The organism is Comamonas guangdongensis, from assembly GCF_041079535.1.
Taxonomy (GTDB): domain Bacteria; phylum Pseudomonadota; class Gammaproteobacteria; order Burkholderiales; family Burkholderiaceae_C; genus Comamonas; species Comamonas guangdongensis.
This window is the reverse complement of the sequence record NZ_JBFYGN010000005.1, coordinates 226,232-242,811: the sequence shown is the minus strand read 5'-3', so window position 1 is coordinate 242,811 and position 16,580 is coordinate 226,232. Positions and strand designations below refer to the sequence as shown.

Here is a 16,580-nt window from a genome sequence, read left to right as displayed (position 1 = left end):
TCTCCCGACAGTCCTACATGTACGTTGGACTGGCGGGAAATATGGAGAGTTCAACACTGAACGCAGACAGAGCCTTGAAAAAAGCCCTGCGCAGCTGGCGCCGGCAGGGCGTTGCTCGAGAGGGGGGCCGACCGATCTCTGCTTGAGAGCGGCGCCGGCCCATCAATCCAGGCTGATCTGCGCCTTGTCGATCAGCAGCTTGTATTGCTCGGACTTCTTCTTGGCGAACTGCTGCATCTCTGGAACCGTGAAGCTCATGGGCTGGAAGGCGAAGGTGGAGAACTTCTCCCTGACCTGCGGGTCCTGCAGCACGGCCATCACGTCGCTGCGGATTTTCTCGCGCACGGCGGCGTCCACGCCCTTGGGGCTGAGCAGGGAGACAAAGGAGTTCACGTCCAGTTCGGCGGGGCCGCCGGCTTCGGCGACGGTGGGCACGTCGGGCATTTGCGCGATGCGCTTGGGTGCGGCCACGGCCAGATAGCGGATCTTGCCGCTTTTGTAGATGCCCTGGCTGGAGGGCAGGCTAGCAAAGCTCCAGCTGGGGTCGCCATTGGCGACCGAGGTGAACAGCTGGCTGACCTCGCGATAGGGTACATGGGTCATCTTGCTGCCCGTCAGATAGTCCAGCCATTCGCCGCCCAGATGGCCGGGGCTGCCCACGCCCCAGGAGCCGTAGCTGAGCTTGCCGGGCTCGCTCTTGGCGGCCTTGATCAGGTCGCCCATGTTCTTCCACGGGGAGTTCGTGGGCACGGCCACGAAGAACGGCGTCAGGAACAGCGGGGCCACGGGGTCGAAGTGGCTCAGCGTGTTGAAGTTCTTGTTCTTGTAGAGATAGGGCAGGGCGGAGACATGTTCGCTGTCCAACTGCAGCAGGGTATAGCCGTCGGGCTTGGCGCGGCGCGCATATTCGATGGCCACAAAGCCGCCGCCGCCGGGGCGGTTGTCCACGGTCACGCCTTGCTTCCAGCGTTGGGCCAGCTTTTCGCCCACGATGCGCAGCACGGCATCGGGGCCGCTGCCCACGGCAAAGGCCGTGACCACGGTCACGGGGCGGTTGGGGTAACCGGCCGCCGCATCGCCCTGGGCCAGAGCATGGCCGGCAGTGGCCAGCAGGGCGGCGCCGAGGATCGCTGTTTTCATAGCAGCTTGCGCATATGGCGAGTGGGCTTGGGTCTTGTTTTGCTCGTATTTCACAGTTGTCTCCGGATGATGAATTTTTTAGGGACTGCAGAGCGGTAACGGGCGGCCGGGCTGGGCAATCGGCCGCAGGAGATGCGCTTATTGCGAGGCGTCTGGCTGGGCCAGCGGCGCCGCCTGGGCAAAGGCCGGCAGAGCGCTGCAGGCCCTATCGACGGCGCTGATCAGCGGCCAGCGGGCCAGGTCCACGCCGAAGCGGCGCGCGCTCTCCGCCTGGGGAATCAGGTAGACATCGGCCATGGAGGGCGCGTTGCCGAAGCAGAAGTCGCCACGCGCCTTGTCCTGGGCCAGCAGGGCTTCGATGGCATCGAAGCCGGCCGTGATCCAGCTGGCGCACCAGGCGTTGACGGCGGCCTCGTCGGCTCCGAACTGCTGGCGCAGGGTTTGCAGGATGCGGCGGTTGTTGATGGGATGCACGTCGCAGCCCACGATGGCGGCCAGGGCGCGCACGTGGGCGCGAGCCTCGGGGTTCTGAGGCAGCAGGGCGGGCGTGGGGTAGCGCTCTTCCAGCCATTCGATGATGGCGGGCGACTGAATCAGTGTCTCGCCGCTGTCCAGCGCGAGGGCCGGCACCAGGCCTTGCGGGTTCACGGCCTTGTAGGCTGACTCGGTCTGCTCGTCCATGCGCAGGTCGACGGGAATGTAGTCGGGCGCGAGGCCTTTGAGCTTGAGCGCAATGCGCAACCGGTGCGAGGTGCCGCTGCGGAAAAAACTGTAGAGCTGCATCGGCTTCACTCCGGCTGGCCCACGGTCAGGGCTATCTCGCCCACGCCTGCCACACGGCCGGTGATCTGGTCACCGGGCAGCACCGCGCCCACGCCTTCGGGCGTGCCCGTGTAGATCAGGTCGCCGGGCTGCAAGTGATAGAACAGGGACAGGTCGGCAATGATTTCGCGGATGTTCCAGATCAGCTTGTTCACATCGGACTGCTGCTTGACTTCGCCGTTGACCGACAGCTCGATGGCGCCCGATTCGATGACTTGGCCGGGCATGGGCACGACTTCGCTGGCGACGGAGGATTGCTCCACATCCTTGCCCAGATCCCAGGGTCGGCCCTTGTCGCGCGCCGCCAGTTGCAGGTCGCGGCGCGTCATGTCCAGGCCACAGGCATAGCCGTAGATGTGTTCATGGGCCTGTTCGGGCGCGATGCGGAAGCCCGCCTTGCCGATGGCGACCACCAGTTCCATCTCGAAATGGTAGTTCTGGGTCTCGGGCGGGTAGGCCACGGTGGCGCCCGATGGCGTCAGCGTCTGCGGCGTCTTGGTGAAATAGAAGGGTCGCTCCGCGCTCTTGTCCACGGGGCGGCCCATTTCCAAAGCATGGGCGTGATAGTTGCGGCCCACGAAGAACAGGCGGTTGACGGGCAGGCGCTGCTCGCTGCCGCGCACGGGCAGGGACTGGACGGGCGCGGGCGCCCACAGGTAGCTGGCTTGGGTCATGTGATTCCTTATAGATATCGGTATTGGGGCTTGCTGCTGAAAGCTGGCGCGCTTCATATACGGGACAGCCAGCAAGGGCCTAGGCGGCCCCGCCGCCCCGCAGCAAAGGCTGTCGTTCCCCTTCCAGGGGGAAGGCGCGAAGCGGCTCAGAGGGTTTCGGCTCGATACGCATGAACGGCTTCGAAGATCGGGGTATCCGCAAAGCGGAACAGATCCAGCTGCGGCTGGTCTGCATCGCAGCTGGCGGTAAAGCTCTGCCACGAGGGCACGACGAACATGTCGCCGCGGCACACCTGCCATTGCTTCTCGCCCACGGTGACCGTGCCCCGGCCGTCGAAGACCTGGAACACGGCCGAGCCCACTTCGCGCTTGGGTTGGGTGCAGGCACCGCTTTTCACGCGGTGCATTTCGCAGCGTATGGTGGGCAGCACGTCGCGGCCGTTGGTGGGATTGGTGTAGCGCACGGCCGCATGGCCGAGACTGACGGTGGCGGCATGGCCTTCGGCTTCGAGTGCCAACTGCTCGCTCAGCGCGCGGTCGGTATCCACCCAGCGGTAGGCCAGCAGCGGCGTGACCGGAGTCACTTCCAGATGCGCCACGGGACGCAGTCCGGGATGGCCCCACAGGCGTTCGGAGCGCGAATGCTCAGGCGTGATGCGTTCCTGCGGGTCCAGGTGCAGGCGGCCGTGTTCGAAGAACTGCGATTCGCCGTAATAGGCGAACGGGATGTCCAGGCCGTCTATCCAGGCCATGGGCTCGCTGGCCGCGTTGTGGTGGGCGTGCCAGTTCCAGCCGCCCTGGGGCAGGAAGTCGCCGCGCGACATGCGCACCGAATCGCCGTTGACCACGGTCCACACGCCTTCGCCTTCGACCACGAAGCGGAAGGCATGCTGGGTGTGGCGGTGTTCGGGCGCATCCTCGCCGGGCATCAGGTACTGGATGGCGGCCCACAGCGTGGGTGTGGCAAACGGGCGGCCGCCCAGCGCCGGGTTGGCCAGCGCAATCGCACGGCGCTCGCCGCCGCGGCCCACGGGCACGATGCGGCCGGCCTCGTCGGCCAGCTTGAGCAGCTGGTCCCAGCGCCACAGGTGGGGTGCGGCCTTGCTGCTCGGGTGGGCCGGCATGAGGTCGCCGATCTGCGTCCACAGCGGCACCAGCATTTCCTGCTCGAAGCCGAGGTACAGCTGCTCGAGTGCGGGCGTGGGCTCGGGCTGGCCGGGGGCGTTCGGGGTCGTGAGCTTGACCGGGGAGGGCAGGGCTTCTACCAGGCTCATTTCTGTCTCTCTCTTCTGCGGGCCATATCTGTTTTGAGGTGCACTGCTGCCTTGGGTTTGCTCTCATGGCCTTGATGCGGCCAAAGGTCGTCAACACCATAAATAAACAGCATGCTGATGATTAGCATAATGTTGATTTGCGTCAGTTCTCATGGGATTAACCCAGGTAGACCGGTTTGCCTCCGTCTGCAGGGCTAGTCGTGCGAACATCGGGGCTTCAGAGAAAGCCCTGCATTGCAAGGCAGGCCTGTGCCAGCCCATCAAGACATGCAATACCAACCCGCAGAACTAGAAAACTATCCCGGCTATCACATTCGCCGACTGCAGCAGATTGCGGTGGCCGTGTTCATGGAGGAGACCGAGGAATTCGGCGTCACTCCCGTGCAGTACGCCTCCCTGTCCGCCGTGCTGCGTCAGCCGGGCATAGACCAGCGCACGCTGGCCCGCAATATCGGTTTCGACACCTCCACCATTGGCAGCGTCATCGATCGGCTCGAGGCGCGCGGACTCATGGCGCGCAATGTCAGCCCCGCAGATCGACGCGTGCGTTTGCTGAGCTTGACCGAGGAGGGCCTGGCTTTGCTACAGGCGGCCGAGCCTTCGGTATTGCGCGCGCAGCGCCGCATGCTGGAGCCCCTGCCCGATGACAAGCGCGCCCAGTTCATGGAAATGCTGTCGCTGCTGATTCACGAGAATGACGAATTTGCGCGTGCGCCCAGTGCTGTGGCTCAGCACAGCGCCGAGCGCAAACGCAGCGCGGCCGTCAAGGCCGTCAAAGGGCTGGCTGGCAAGCCTCGCACTGCGGGCAGTGACTGAATACAAGCAACAAGGTACGCACTTTGGACTGGGACCACCTGCGTTTTTTTGGCGAGCTGGCCCGTAGCGGCAGCATGGCGGCTGCCGCGCGGCATATGGGTGTGGAGCACACCACGGTATCGCGGCGCATTCAGACGCTCGAAAAGCAACTGGGGGCCGTGCTGTTTGCACGCGAGGGCGGGCAGTGGCGGCTGACGGAAGCCGGGCGGCAATTACTCACCGTGGCCAACACCATGCAAAGCGCTGTCGATGCCCTGGAGCACGGACCGCTGGCCCAGGCTGCAGCCAGCGAGGGACCGGCGGGCCTGGTGCGCGTAGGAGCGACCGAGGGTTTCGGCACGCAGATGCTGGCCTCCGAACTGGCCAAGCTGACGCTGCGCTACCCGCTGCTCAGCGTGGACCTGCTGGCGCTGCCGCGCATGCTGCATCTGTCCAGCCGCGAGGCCGATATCGTCATCTCGCTGGAGCGCCCCAAGCGGGGCTCGGTGGTCGTCACCAAGCTGGCCGACTACCGCCTCTATCTATATGGGCAGCGCGAATACCTGGCGCGCAAGCCCCTGGTGGCCCGCACCGAGGACCTGCGCCACCATAGTTTTGTGCACTATGTGGACGACCTGCTCTTCACGCGTGAGCTGCAGTTGCTGGACACCTTGTACCGGCCCGAGCGCTTTGCGCTGCGCAGCACCAGCATCACCGCCCAATATGAGGCCGTGCGCGCCGGCGCCGGTCTGGCGGTGCTGCCGGCCTTTGTGGCCGACAAGGACCCGATACTGAGCCGGGTGCTGCCCGAACAGGCACGCTTCACGCGCACCTTCTGGATGAGCATGCCCGTGGAGTCGCGCCAGATAGCGCGCATTGCCACGACCTGGAATTTCCTGCGCGATGCCGTGCAGGCCATGCGCAGCGAACTGTGCCCGCCGCAGTAGGTCTTGGCACTGGCCGCCGCTGCGGCGGCGAACCAGGTCGCTTCGGTTCCGAAACTTCTTTTTGTGCGAATGCACATTTTTCTCGTACTTCAAAATTTGTAGCTAAAACTCGTTGTACAATTCCGTTCATCGTAGGGGAGTCGCCAAGCTGGTTAAGGCACCGGATTTTGATTCCGGCATGCGAAGGTTCGAATCCTTCTTCCCCTGCCAAGATACAAAACCCTGCTCATGAAAGTGAGCAGGGTTTTTTGTTGTCCGCTGCCCGGCGCTGCGGAGCTGCCCATGCAGAGGCGCACTGCATTCTCACTGTCTCTGAAATTCATAGCTGGCAACGCAGCTCCAGCATGGGCTTGAGCCTGTTTGTTGCGACAATGCCGCGCGTGCAGGGCACGGTCCGGCGGCAGCGTTCGGTGAGTCATCGCGGGGTACCGACAAAACGTCGGCCAGGCCGGCGAAAATCCGCTCAAGACCACCCCAGAGGGCTTGTGGATACTACGTATTCGTCAATAAATATTGATGGATTTCAAACAGATTGATCGATGGATTTCGTCGAATCGTCAATTTAAAGCTGAAAGCTTGCAAATCTGGTTTTAGACTTTGCGCTCTTTGGTTCGACTTGCTGTCGTTTTGTGTTCGATTCGAGTCGAAGTCGATTGGCAGTTTTCGGGAGCAGCGTATGTCCAGCAAATCTTCGATTCTCAAGTCCGCGGCTCTGGCGGCCACACTGTGCCTGGGCACGGCCGCCATCGCGCAGGAGACCCCCATGCAGCGCGTGGAGCGCACCAAGGTGCTGCGCGTGGGCGTGATCTCGGGCGCCACGCCGTACTTCCACAAGGATCTGGTCTCGCAGAAATGGGAAGGCTTTGGCCCGGACTTCGCCGTCAGCCTGGCCAAGAAGCTGGGCACCAAGATCGAGCTGGTGGAAACGACCTGGGGCAACTCGGTGATGGATCTGCAGGCCAACAAGATCGACGTGATGTTCGGCATGGGCCCCACGCCCGCACGCCGGGAGATGGTGGACTTCTCGGAGATGCTGTTCAACAACACGCTCACCGCGGTCTGCAAAAAGGGCTTCGGCCCCGTCAAGAGCTGGGAGCAGCTCAACGATCCCAAGGTCAAGATCGTGGTGGACGTGGGCTCCAACCAGGACCAGTACGCGACCAAGATGCTGCCCAAGGCCAGTATTTCGCGCCTCGACAGCTCGGGTGCGGCCTCCATGGCCGTGCAGACCGGCCGCGCCGACTGCCAGATCCTGATGGTGCTGCTGGCGCAGCCGCTGCTGGCCAAGCGCCCCGATGTGGGCACCATGTATGTGCCTGAGCCCGTGACCACCTCGCCCACGCACATCGGCCTGCAAAAGAGCAGCAACAAGGACTTCGAGAATGTCGTGAACGACTGGCTCAAGGAAGCGCGCGGCAAGGGCGAGGTGCAGTCCGTGATCGTCAAGAACATGGAAAAGCTGGCCGGCGTGAAGCCCGAGAGCTTCCCCAAGCAGGTCAAGTTCTAAAGCCCTGGAGCCGCCGCCGCAGACACCAGCGGCAGCCGGCTGCCCCCGGGTTTCGATGGCGGTCTGCAGGCTCGAGGCCTGGCGGGACCGCTCAAAGCACTTGCGGCCGCCCTTGCTGGCGGCCGTGGCGCGCTGAGGAGACAAGATGTACGAATGGGACTTTTCCCTGCTCTGGACCTATAAGACCCTGCTGCTGCAGGGCATTGCCTACACGCTGCTGTTTACGGCCATCTGCGTGGTGGGCGGTCTGGCCGTGGGCCTGATTGCGGGCCTGGGCCGCTTGTCCGCCAGCCGGTGGATCACGGCGCCGCTGCGCGCCTTCGTCGAAGTGTTCCGCTGCACGCCCGTGCTGGTGCAGCTGGTCTGGTTCTATTACGCACTGCCCGTGCTGACCGGCATAGAGATGTCGGCGCCCATGGCTGCGGGCCTATGCCTGTCGCTGTATGGCGGAGCCTTCTATTCCGAGATCATCCGCGGCGGCATCATCTCCATCGACCCCGGCCAGACCGAAGCCGGCCAGGCGCTGGGCATGACGCGAATTCAGGTCATGCGCCGCGTGGTCCTGCCCCAGGCCTTCAAGCGCATGGTGCCGCCGCTGATGAGTCAGTCCATCATGCAGCTCAAGAACACCTCGCTGCTGTCCGTGCTGGCCGTGCCCGATCTGCTCTACCAGGGCCAGGTGATCGCGCACGACACCTACCGCCCGCTGGAGGTCTACACCTTTATTGCCGTGGCCTATTTCATCATCCTGCTGCCGGCCACCATCTGGGCCAAGCGCATGGAGCAAAACCACTCTCAGGCCAAGGAGGCATAAGCGATGAGTGCTCCTGTTATCGAGATCAGCCAGCTCAGGAAGTCCTTCGGCGACCTGGCGGTTCTGAAAAATATCTCGCTGTCCGTGGAGCGCGGCACCGTGGTGGCGCTGATCGGCCCCTCGGGCTCGGGCAAGTCCACGCTGCTGCGCTGCGTGAATCTGCTCACCGTGCCCGACGGCGGCCGGATCCGCGTGGGCGAGCAGTCCCTGGCCTTCGACGGGGAGGCCACCGAGCTGCCCGGCGACAAGGTGCTGGCCGGCTTCAGAGCGCGTACCGGCATGGTGTTCCAGCACTTCAATCTGTTCCCGCATATGACGGTGCTGCAGAACGTGATGGAGGGCCCGGTCACCGTGCTCAGAAAGAGCCGGCGCGAGGCCGAGGCCAAGGCGCGCGAGCTGCTGGCCAAGGTGGGACTGGCCGACCGTGCCGACATGCTCCCTGACAAAATGTCGGGCGGCCAGAAGCAGCGCGTGGCGATTGCGCGCGCGCTGGCCATGGAGCCCGCGGTCATGCTGTTTGACGAGGCGACTTCGGCGCTGGACCCCGAGCTGGTGGCCGAGGTGCTGGGCGTGATCCAGGCCCTGGCCAGGGAAGGCATGACCATGATTCTGGTCACCCACGAGATCGCGTTTGCGCGCGAGGTGGCGGATCAGGTGGTCTTTATGCGCGACGGCGTGGTGGTGGAATCCGGCCCGCCGTCGCAGGTGATCGACAATCCGCAGCAGGAGGCAACCCGCAGCTTTCTGGGGCGGATTCTGGGCAGCAGCCCCGCGGCCGCCAAGGCCTGAGTGTGTCGGCGTGCGCGAGAGCGCAAGATTTGGATGGATAAGCTATGGAATATCGACTCGATGAAACCGACCGTCAGCTGCTGCGCCTGTTGCAGACCAATGCACGAGCCTCGACGGCCCACCTGGCGCGGCAGATGAATCTGGCGCGCACTACGGTGGTGGCGCGCATCGCCAAGCTGGAGCAGGAGGGCGTGATCGCCGGCTATGGCGTGCGCCTGGGCTCGCGCATGGAGCAGTCGGCCGTGCGTGCCTATTGCGGCATCCGTGTGCAGCCCAAGACGGCCACCTCCGTGATGCAGGCGCTGAACCGCTTCACCGAGGTGGAAGAGGTCTCGGCCGTCAGCGGCCAGTATGACTACATGGTGTTTGTGCGCTGCGAGAGCAATGAAAAGCTCGATGCGCTGCTGGACCGCATCGGCCTGATCGATGGCATCCAGCAGACCTATACCTCCGTGGTCCTGAGCCGCAAGATAGACCGCCGCACCACGGCGGAGGTCGTGGGCGAGCCCGCCGCCGGCTGAGTCCGCCACCGCAGGGGCGGCCGGCGTTTTTGCGCCGCTGCTCTAGGCAGCTCGGGGTGAAGATCAGAGAAAGCGGCTGGCGCGAAACGGCCGCGGGTCCAGCGGCAGCTGCCGGTCGCCCAGCATCAGGGAGGCCAGCAGGGCGGCCGTGCCGGGGCCGGTGCTGAAGCCTATGTGCTGATGGCCGAAGGCCAGCCACAGGCCGGGCCGGCCCGGCATTTCATCGATCACGGGCCGGCTGTCGGGCAGGGTGGGGCGGCGGCCCATCCATAGCGGCTGCTCCAGCCGCTCGCCCAGAGGCAGGGCCTCGCGTGCCGAGGCTTCGGCCGCCTCCAGCTGCCGAGGCTTCATGGGGGCATCGCAGTGGTTGAGCTCCACGCCCGTGGACAGGCGCAGGCCCTGCTCCATGGGCGAGAGCACATAGCCTCCCGCCGTGTCGTAGATGGGGCGCTGCAGGGCGCCAGAGCCGCCCGCCGCGTAGTGCAGGTGGTAGCCGCGCTCGAAGCCCATGGGGACATCCACGCCCAGCTCGGCCATGAACTTCTGGCTCCATGGGCCCAGGGCCACGACCACGCGGCCGAAGTCCCGGGCTGCGCCGCTGCTGTCGATCACCTGCCAACGGCCGTCGCCGGCATGGCGCACCGTGCGCAGGTCGGCGGTTTGCAGTGCTCCGCCGCGCGCCACAAAGGCATCGGCATAGGCGCGGACCACGGCGCCGGGACTGTCGACCGAGCAGCTGTCCTGTATCCACAGCGCCTTGGCGAACACGGGCTTGAGTACGGGCTCCAGGTCCTGCAGCTCGGCCGCATTCAAGGTCTGAGTGGCGATGCCGAATTGCGCCATGGTCGCGCGGCCCAGCTCTGCGCCGGGTCCATCGAAGCCGGCCGCATCGCGGTAGAGAAACAGCCAGCCGTTGTCGCGCAGGCGCTGCAGTTCCTGGACCTCGGCCAGCAGTCGTCGGTGTTCGGCCGTGGACAGACGAATCAGGCCGTCGAGCGCAGCCGTCGTTTCGGCGAATATGTTCTGGCGTGCATTGCCCACAAAGCTTGTGGCCCAGCGCAGATTGCCGGCGACGAAGGCCGGGTTGTAGCAAAAGCCCGCACTCCGGTTCCTGAGCAGTCCGGGCAGAGTACCCCAGAGCCGGGGGTGGTTGAACGGCATGAGCGAGCTGCGTGCGATCACGCCGGCATTGCCGTAGGAGGTTTCCTGCCCCGGCGCACGCCGGTCCATCAGCGTCACGGCCATGCCGCGGCGCTGCAATTCCAAGGCCGTCGCCACGCCGACCATGCCGGCGCCGAGTACGGCCACTGTGTTGTCTGTCATGAAAAGCGCGTGGCAGGGCGGTGAGCTGCCACGTTGAGAGTCCAAAAAACGCGGACCCTATTGTCCCGCGAATGGGCGTGGCGAACGCTCGACCTGGGCTGCGGCCGCGCGTCGTCATGAATGCAAAACGGGAGCCGAAGGCTCCCGTTCCTGTCGCAGAAGGCGCGCTCAGTCCACCACGACCCTGGCCGGGCCGGCTTCCATGCTGCCGACGACGGCGGCATCGGCAAAACCGTTGTCGGCAAAGAGCTTGAGCACCTGATCCACGACCTCGGGCGCGCAGGAAACCAGCAGGCCGCCCGAGGTCTGCGGGTCGGTCAGCAGCGCGCGCTGGGCATCGCTGACGCAGGAGGCCAGCTGGACCTGGGCGCCATAAGAGGCCCAGTTGCGGCCCGAAGCACCCGTGAACACGCCTTGCTCGGCCAGGGCCTGGACCCCGGGCAGCACGGGCAGCTGGCGGCTGGTGATGCGGGCCGTGAGATTGGCGCCGCGCGCCAGCTCCAGGCCGTGGCCCAGCAGGCCGAAGCCGGTCACATCGGTCAGCGCATGCACGCCTGCGAGCTGGGACAGCTGTGCGCCCGGGCGGTTGAGCTTGGTGGTGGCGTCCACCATGGCTCGGTAGCCGGCCTCATCGAGCAGATTCTTCTTGAGCGCGGCCGACAGAATGCCCACGCCCAGCGGCTTGCCCAGAATCAGCACGTCGCCGGCCTTGGCATCGGCATTGCGCTTCATCTGCCTGGGATTGACCAGGCCTATGCCGACCAGGCCGTAGATGGGTTCGACCGAATCGATGGAATGGCCGCCGGCCAGGGGAATGCCGGCATCGCGGCAGACGGATTCGCCGCCCTCGAGGATCTTGGCGATCACATCGTGAGGCAGCACGTTGATGGGCATGCCGACAATGGCCAGCGCCATCAGCGGTGTGCCACCCATGGCGTAGATGTCGGACAGCGCGTTGGTCGCGGCAATGCGGCCGAAGTCATAGGGATCGTCGACGATGGGCATGAAGAAGTCCGTGGTCGCGACTATGGCCTGCTCGTCGTTGATGCGGTAGACGGCCGCATCGTCGGCGGTCTCGGTGCCCACCAGCAGATCGGGGAAGAACTGCTTGGGCAGATTGCTCTTGGCCAGCAGCTCGGACAGTACGCCGGGGGCAATCTTGCAGCCGCAGCCGCCGCCATGGGACAGGGAGGTGAGACGCGGAGCTTGTGAGATATCTGTGGTCATGGATGGAGTCTGGCTGAGTGGGCAGGCGGTGCGAAACGGCCTGAAGCGTGAGCTGTATTATCGGCAGCCTGCGCATTTCCTGCGCGCTCACAGGCGGCAAGCCGCATCCGGCGATCCGTACTTTGGGGACAAAGGTTCACAGAGTCACCGCCAAAGATGTGAAAAAATGTGTACAGAATGCGGGTGCAGGCGCGCAGCGAGGTGCCCGCTTTTTTGATGGAGCCGTTGTTGTCATATCGCAAGCCAGGTCATAGTCGTGGAGCGCCGTGCTTGGCTTGTGCCGGCCGATGGGCATGGCTGCTCGCGCTCTGCCTGGCCTGGGCCTCCACCACGGCCCGCGCGGAAGCCGAGGCCGAAGACCATGTGCAGGCCGTGACGCGCACCGTGCTCGGCATTCTCGGCTACACGCGCTGGCCCGCCGACAGCGCGGTGCTGCGGCTGTGCGTGACCGGAGCCACGGCCTATGCGTCGGGCCTGATGCAAAGCTCGGGCCAGATGGTCGGCACTCAGCGCCTGGACGTCAGGCGTGTGGAGATCGAACAGCTGAAAGCGACGGACTGCGAGGGAATTTATTTGGGCGATGTGGAAGAGCTGCAGTGGCGCAGCCTGATGCGGCGGGAGGCTGGGCGCCCGCTGCTGACGATCAGCGAGCGCAGCGCGCTGTGCCGCATCGGTGCCATGTTCTGCCTGCGGCGCCAGGGCGAGGGCCCGGGTTTCGAGGTCAATCTTGATTCGGTCGCGCGCAGCGGCCTGCGCATCAGCCCCAAGGTGCTGCAGCTGGCGCGATCCAGGGCCACGCCATGAGCTTTGTCCCGCACCGCAATGCCTCGTTGCATGACGTGATCCGGCGCGCCCATCTGCGCATGGCCGCCTGGGCCATTTCGCTGGCCGGCGTGCTGCTGCTGCTGGTCGGCGTCGTGGTGCTGCGCCTGTATCTGCTCAACAATCTGCAGCTCATGGCCCGGTCCCTGGCCTATACGGTCGAGGCCGCGCTGGTCTTCGAGGATCGCGACGAGGCCGGCAAGCTGCTGGAGCAGCTGCTGCGCGGCGAGGACGTGGCGCGGGCCCAGGTGTTCGACGCGCGCAATCAGGTGTTTGTGCAATGGTCGTCGCGAAAGTCGGCACGCGGCGGCGTCGGCGAGATGCTGGCGGCCGGCATAGGACTGCGGCCCGAGGAGGCCGAGGTCAGCCAGGACGGCAAGCCGGTGGGGCGCGTGGTGCTCTACAGCGACGGCGCCGGGGTGGTGCGCTTTCTGTGCGCGGGTCTCGCGGTGCTGGTCTTCTGCCTGGGCATCAGCGGTTATCTGGGCTTGCGGCAATCGCGGCGCATGCTCAGAGACATCGCCGAGCCGCTGGAGCAGCTGGCCAGGGTGGCGCGGGCGGTGCGGCGCGACCGCTCCATGGAGCAGCGCGTGCCCGCGGCCCGCATCGCCGAGCTGCGTGAGCTGGGCGACGACTTCAATGCCTTGCTGTCGGAGCTGCAGATGCGCCACGAAAAGCTGCGGCAGCAGAATTCGGTGCTGGAGCTCAAGGCCTCGCGCGACGGCCTGACGGGTCTCGCGAACCGCTCCCATTTCGAGAAGCGCCTGCGCCAGGCCCTGGGCGATGCGGCCGAGACCGGGCGCAAGCTGGCCGTGCTGTTTCTCGACAACGACCGCTTCAAGCAGGTCAACGACGTCCATGGCCATGCGGCCGGCGATGCCCTGCTCAGGGCCGTGGGGGAGCGCCTGCATGCCATGGTGCGGGAGGCGGATCTGGTCGCGCGTCTGGGCGGGGATGAATTCGCCATCCTGCTGTACCCGGTGGGCGGCGTGGCCGATGCGCAGTTCGTGGCCGACAAGATCCAGGATGCGATGCGCGAGCCCGTGCTCATGGGCAGCGGCGTGCAGCTCCAGCCTTCGGTCAGTGTGGGCCTGGCCGTCTATCCGCAGCACGGCCAGGATCTCGAGGCCTTGATGAACCACGCGGACCAGGCCATGTACCAGGCCAAGCTCGCGCGGCATAGTGCAAATGACCGGGACAAGGAATGAATATGCAAGAGAGCAAGCAGATTCTTGGGGGCTGGAGGGCTGCCGGCTGGGGTCGCTGGTGCCTGGCCATGGCCTTGGCCCTGCTGCTGGCCGCATGCCAGACCCCGCCCAAGGGACTGACGGCCCAGCAGCAGCAGGCATTGCGCGCGCAGGGCTTCGAGCCAGCGCAAGAGGGCTGGGAACTTCAGATGTCGGGCAAGCTGTTGTTCGAATTCGACTCCTACGAGCTTGGCGACAAGGCGCGTACCAGGGTCGCGGAACTTGCCCATGCGCTGATGAAGGCCGGTATAGAGCGGCTGCGCGTCGAAGGTCATACCGATGACCGGGGCAGCGATGCCTATAACCTGAAGCTGTCGGAGCGCCGCGCACAGGCCGTGGCCGAGGTGCTGGTGGAGGCCGGCATGCCGCGGCAGAACATCGAGGTCAAGGGGCTGGGCCGTTCCATGCCCGTGGTTTCGGGCGGTGCCGCGGAAAACCGCCGCGTGGCCATCGTCGTGCCCTTGATGTGATGGCGGAAAGCAGCAGGAGTCGAACCTACCCGGGAGCGGCTGACGCCCCCCACCGGGTTTGAAGCCCGGCCGCGCCACCGGGCACGATTGCCTTCCTTGAGCAAGAGCCAAAGCCATGGCCTCAGTCTTGTAGAAGATAGAGGATTGTAGCCAGCATTTGCAGCGTCATGAGGCTGGCGCCGCCATGGCCCGGCGGGCTAGTCTTCTATCAATGCCATAGCGGCTGGCGCAGCTGCTGCCTGGGCTACAGGCCGGCAGAGCCTGGGCTGTCGGTAGCTTGCCAGCGTACGTCGGGGCGCAGCAGATGCGCATCGTGCACGCGGCGGGTATAGCCTATGCGGTCGAAGAATTCCAGAATCTGGATCGCGCGCTTGCGGCCCAGATCGGTGGCGTCGCGAAAAGCACGGGCCTCGACCTCGTGCCGGGGGGCATCGGCCGCCAGGCCGGTAATCAGCGCGGCCAGCTCGTCCATGCGCGAGGAGGCGTAGAACAGGTCCTTGACGACCTGGAACAGCAGGCCCTGGCGCGAGAGCTTTTTGAGCAGTTGGCGCACGAGCTCCTCGCCTGCGCCGTGGTCGCGCGCCAGATCGCGCACCCAGGGCGGGTCGTAGCGGCCGGCTGCTATGGCCGGCAGCAGCTTCTCGGCCAGCGCCTGTTCTGCGGCCGACAGCTGAACGCGATGCTCGGGCAGGTGCAGCCAGGCGCCCGTGCTGGCCAGCTGCTTCTGCGCCAGCAGCGCCTCGACCAGGCCTTGGTAGAGCGCATCGTGCGCAGCCTGCTGCAGGCCGGGCAGAGCCATGCGGCGCAGGCGCGCGGCGTTGACGCCGGGCTCGTCGGGGGATTTTTCATGAAAGCGGGCCAGGGTCTGCAAGGTTTGATCCTGCAGGGCCTGCCAACGCTGCTCGTCCAGCACCAGGGCGTCGCCATTGCCGACGGACAAGGTCACGGTGCCGGGCCGCGGTGCTGTCGCATCCAGTCCATGCCCGCTCAGGCGCATGAGCTGGGACAGCGCGATGCCGTGCGGTGCCTGGGCAATCAGCGCGGCCAGGTGGCCGTGGGTAACCAGTTGCTCCATCGCGTCCAGATAGGCCATGCGTTCCGCGCTGCGGCGCTTGCGCGCCGGAGCGTAGGGGTCCAGCACCATGCCGCCGGCAATGGTGCGGCTGGCCTGGGCATTGCGCAGAATCAGGCGGTCGCCGGGCAGGGTGAAGAGGGGAGCGTCGAGCACCAACTGCACCCGGGCCTCGGTGCCGGGCTCGATGGCCGTGTCCTGGAGCAGTGCCACATGGCCGGTGGTGCGCCGGGTTCCTGCATGTACATGCACCGGGGTCCATTGCTGCATGGGTGCGGCCTCGGCCAGCAGATGCATATGGATGTCGATGCGCTCCGTAGCCTGCAGCAGCCGTGCATCGGCGATCCAGTCGCCGCGCTCGATCTCGTCCTTGGCAATGCCGACCAGATTCAGCGCGCAGCGCTGGCCGGCCACGCCGGTTGCGCTGGCCTGGTTCTGCGCATGGATGCCGCGCACGCGCACCTGCTTGCCGCTGGCCGAGTGCAGCAGCGTATCGCCGACCGTGACCTGGCCGTTGAAGACCGTGCCCGTGACCACCGTGCCCTGGCCCGCGAGCGTGAAGACGCGGTCCACCGCGAGGCGGAACAGACCCTCGCGCGCGCGGGCCGGCATTTGCTGGGCCTGCAGATCCAGGTGCTGGCGCAGCGCCCAGACTCCGGGGTCGTTGGGCAGGGCGGCGGCAGTTTCGAAAACCGGCGAGCCCGCCAGGGCCGTGGCCGAGAGAATGGCGGCGATCTCCTCGCGCACCTCGTCGATGCGCTCGCGCGGCACGCGGTCCACCTTGGTCAGCGCCACCGTGCCCCGCCTGACGCCGAGCAGCTGCAGGATCTCGAGGTGCTCTATGGTCTGGGGCATGATGCCGTCGTCGGCGGCCACGACCAGCAGCGCATGGTCGATCCCGACGGCGCCGGCGGCCATGGTGTGGACGAATTTCTCATGGCCGGGCACGTCGATGATGCCGAGCACATCGCCATTGGGCAGCGGCGCATAGGCATAACCCAGCTCGATGGAAATACCGCGCGCTTTTTCTTCCTTGAGGCGGTCGGTTTCCACGCCGGTCAGCGCGCGCACCAGGGTGGTCTTGCCGTGGTCGATATGGCCTGCTGTGCCAATGATCATGAAGTCTGCTTTCTCTG

General features: G+C 65.7%; 16 protein-coding genes and 2 tRNA genes. 10 read left to right on the top strand and 8 right to left on the bottom strand.

The genetic code is table 11. The features are described from left to right. Positions 1-162: 162 nt before the first annotated feature. The 4 genes from AB6724_RS06615 to AB6724_RS06600 all read right to left on the bottom strand — a co-directional run bounded on the left by AB6724_RS06615 (position 163) and on the right by AB6724_RS06600 (position 3,910). Positions 163-1,140: a Bug family tripartite tricarboxylate transporter substrate binding protein gene (locus AB6724_RS06615; protein WP_369337707.1), complete on the bottom strand. Its 978-nt coding sequence runs from the start codon at positions 1,138-1,140 to the stop codon at positions 163-165. Between the two features lie 138 nt (positions 1,141-1,278). Further along, on the bottom strand, positions 1,279-1,923 hold the full coding sequence (gene maiA, locus AB6724_RS06610; protein WP_369337706.1) for a maleylacetoacetate isomerase: 645 nt from the start codon (positions 1,921-1,923) through the stop codon (positions 1,279-1,281). Between the two features lie 5 nt (positions 1,924-1,928). Then, positions 1,929-2,636, bottom strand: a complete 708-nt coding sequence (locus AB6724_RS06605; protein WP_369337705.1) for a fumarylacetoacetate hydrolase family protein — start codon at positions 2,634-2,636, stop codon at positions 1,929-1,931. A gap of 146 nt (positions 2,637-2,782) precedes the next feature. Beyond that, the gene (locus tag AB6724_RS06600) at positions 2,783-3,910 is read right to left on the bottom strand and encodes a cupin domain-containing protein (protein ID WP_369337704.1); all 1,128 of its coding nucleotides are present in this window, start codon (positions 3,908-3,910) and stop codon (positions 2,783-2,785) included. A gap of 267 nt (positions 3,911-4,177) precedes the next feature. Here AB6724_RS06600 and AB6724_RS06595 point away from each other — a divergent pair, with 267 nt between their 5' ends. The 7 genes from AB6724_RS06595 (at position 4,178) to AB6724_RS06565 (ending at position 9,283) form a co-directional block, all read left to right on the top strand. After that, the gene (locus AB6724_RS06595; RefSeq protein WP_369337703.1) at positions 4,178-4,726 is read left to right on the top strand and encodes a MarR family winged helix-turn-helix transcriptional regulator; all 549 of its coding nucleotides are present in this window, start codon (positions 4,178-4,180) and stop codon (positions 4,724-4,726) included. Positions 4,727-4,749: 23 nt separating this feature from the next. Continuing rightward, positions 4,750-5,652, top strand: coding sequence for a LysR family transcriptional regulator (locus tag AB6724_RS06590; RefSeq protein ID WP_369337702.1), 903 nt, complete (start codon positions 4,750-4,752; stop codon positions 5,650-5,652). Between the two features lie 133 nt (positions 5,653-5,785). Beyond that, positions 5,786-5,862 (top strand) — tRNA-Gln (locus tag AB6724_RS06585). Positions 5,863-6,328: 466 nt separating this feature from the next. Next, positions 6,329-7,159, top strand: a complete 831-nt coding sequence (locus tag AB6724_RS06580; protein WP_369337701.1) for a transporter substrate-binding domain-containing protein — start codon at positions 6,329-6,331, stop codon at positions 7,157-7,159. Between the two features lie 145 nt (positions 7,160-7,304). Continuing rightward, on the top strand, positions 7,305-7,973 hold the full coding sequence (locus AB6724_RS06575; RefSeq protein ID WP_369337700.1) for an amino acid ABC transporter permease: 669 nt from the start codon (positions 7,305-7,307) through the stop codon (positions 7,971-7,973). Positions 7,974-7,976: 3 nt separating this feature from the next. Beyond that, positions 7,977-8,762, top strand: a complete 786-nt coding sequence (locus AB6724_RS06570; protein WP_369337699.1) for an amino acid ABC transporter ATP-binding protein — start codon at positions 7,977-7,979, stop codon at positions 8,760-8,762. Between the two features lie 44 nt (positions 8,763-8,806). Then, positions 8,807-9,283 carry an Lrp/AsnC family transcriptional regulator gene (locus tag AB6724_RS06565; RefSeq protein WP_369337698.1) on the top strand — a complete coding sequence of 159 codons (477 nt, stop codon included), beginning with the start codon at positions 8,807-8,809 and terminating at the stop codon, positions 9,281-9,283. Between the two features lie 63 nt (positions 9,284-9,346). Here AB6724_RS06565 and AB6724_RS06560 read toward each other — a convergent pair whose 3' ends face one another. Next, positions 9,347-10,606 (bottom strand): NAD(P)/FAD-dependent oxidoreductase, encoded by a 1,260-nt coding sequence (locus AB6724_RS06560; protein WP_369337697.1) that lies wholly within the window; start codon positions 10,604-10,606, stop codon positions 9,347-9,349. 168 nt (positions 10,607-10,774) lie between these two features. After that, positions 10,775-11,821, bottom strand: coding sequence for a selenide, water dikinase SelD (gene selD / locus AB6724_RS06555; RefSeq protein ID WP_439329835.1), 1,047 nt, complete (start codon positions 11,819-11,821; stop codon positions 10,775-10,777). 282 nt (positions 11,822-12,103) lie between these two features. Here selD and yfiR point away from each other — a divergent pair, with 282 nt between their 5' ends. From yfiR to yfiB, 3 genes are read left to right on the top strand one after another with little or no spacing between them, the layout of a single operon-like run. Then, positions 12,104-12,637 carry a regulatory sequestration protein YfiR gene (gene yfiR / locus AB6724_RS06550; RefSeq protein WP_369337695.1) on the top strand — a complete coding sequence of 178 codons (534 nt, stop codon included), beginning with the start codon at positions 12,104-12,106 and terminating at the stop codon, positions 12,635-12,637. Beyond that, the gene (gene dgcN / locus AB6724_RS06545; RefSeq protein ID WP_369337694.1) at positions 12,634-13,863 is read left to right on the top strand and encodes a diguanylate cyclase DgcN/YfiN; all 1,230 of its coding nucleotides are present in this window, start codon (positions 12,634-12,636) and stop codon (positions 13,861-13,863) included. The genes yfiR and dgcN overlap by 4 nt, the downstream gene beginning before the upstream one ends. A 2-nt stretch (positions 13,864-13,865) precedes the next feature. Beyond that, positions 13,866-14,372 (top strand): outer membrane lipoprotein YfiB, encoded by a 507-nt coding sequence (yfiB, locus tag AB6724_RS06540; RefSeq protein ID WP_439329833.1) that lies wholly within the window; start codon positions 13,866-13,868, stop codon positions 14,370-14,372. Here yfiB and AB6724_RS06535 read toward each other — a convergent pair. Together AB6724_RS06535 and selB are read right to left on the bottom strand one after the other, a co-directional pair. Further along, positions 14,373-14,468 (bottom strand) — tRNA-Sec (locus AB6724_RS06535). Positions 14,469-14,616: 148 nt separating this feature from the next. Continuing rightward, a complete protein-coding gene (gene selB / locus AB6724_RS06530) occupies positions 14,617-16,563 on the bottom strand; it encodes a selenocysteine-specific translation elongation factor (RefSeq protein ID WP_369337693.1) in 1,947 nt (648 codons plus the stop codon). Positions 16,564-16,580: the final 17 nt, after the last annotated feature.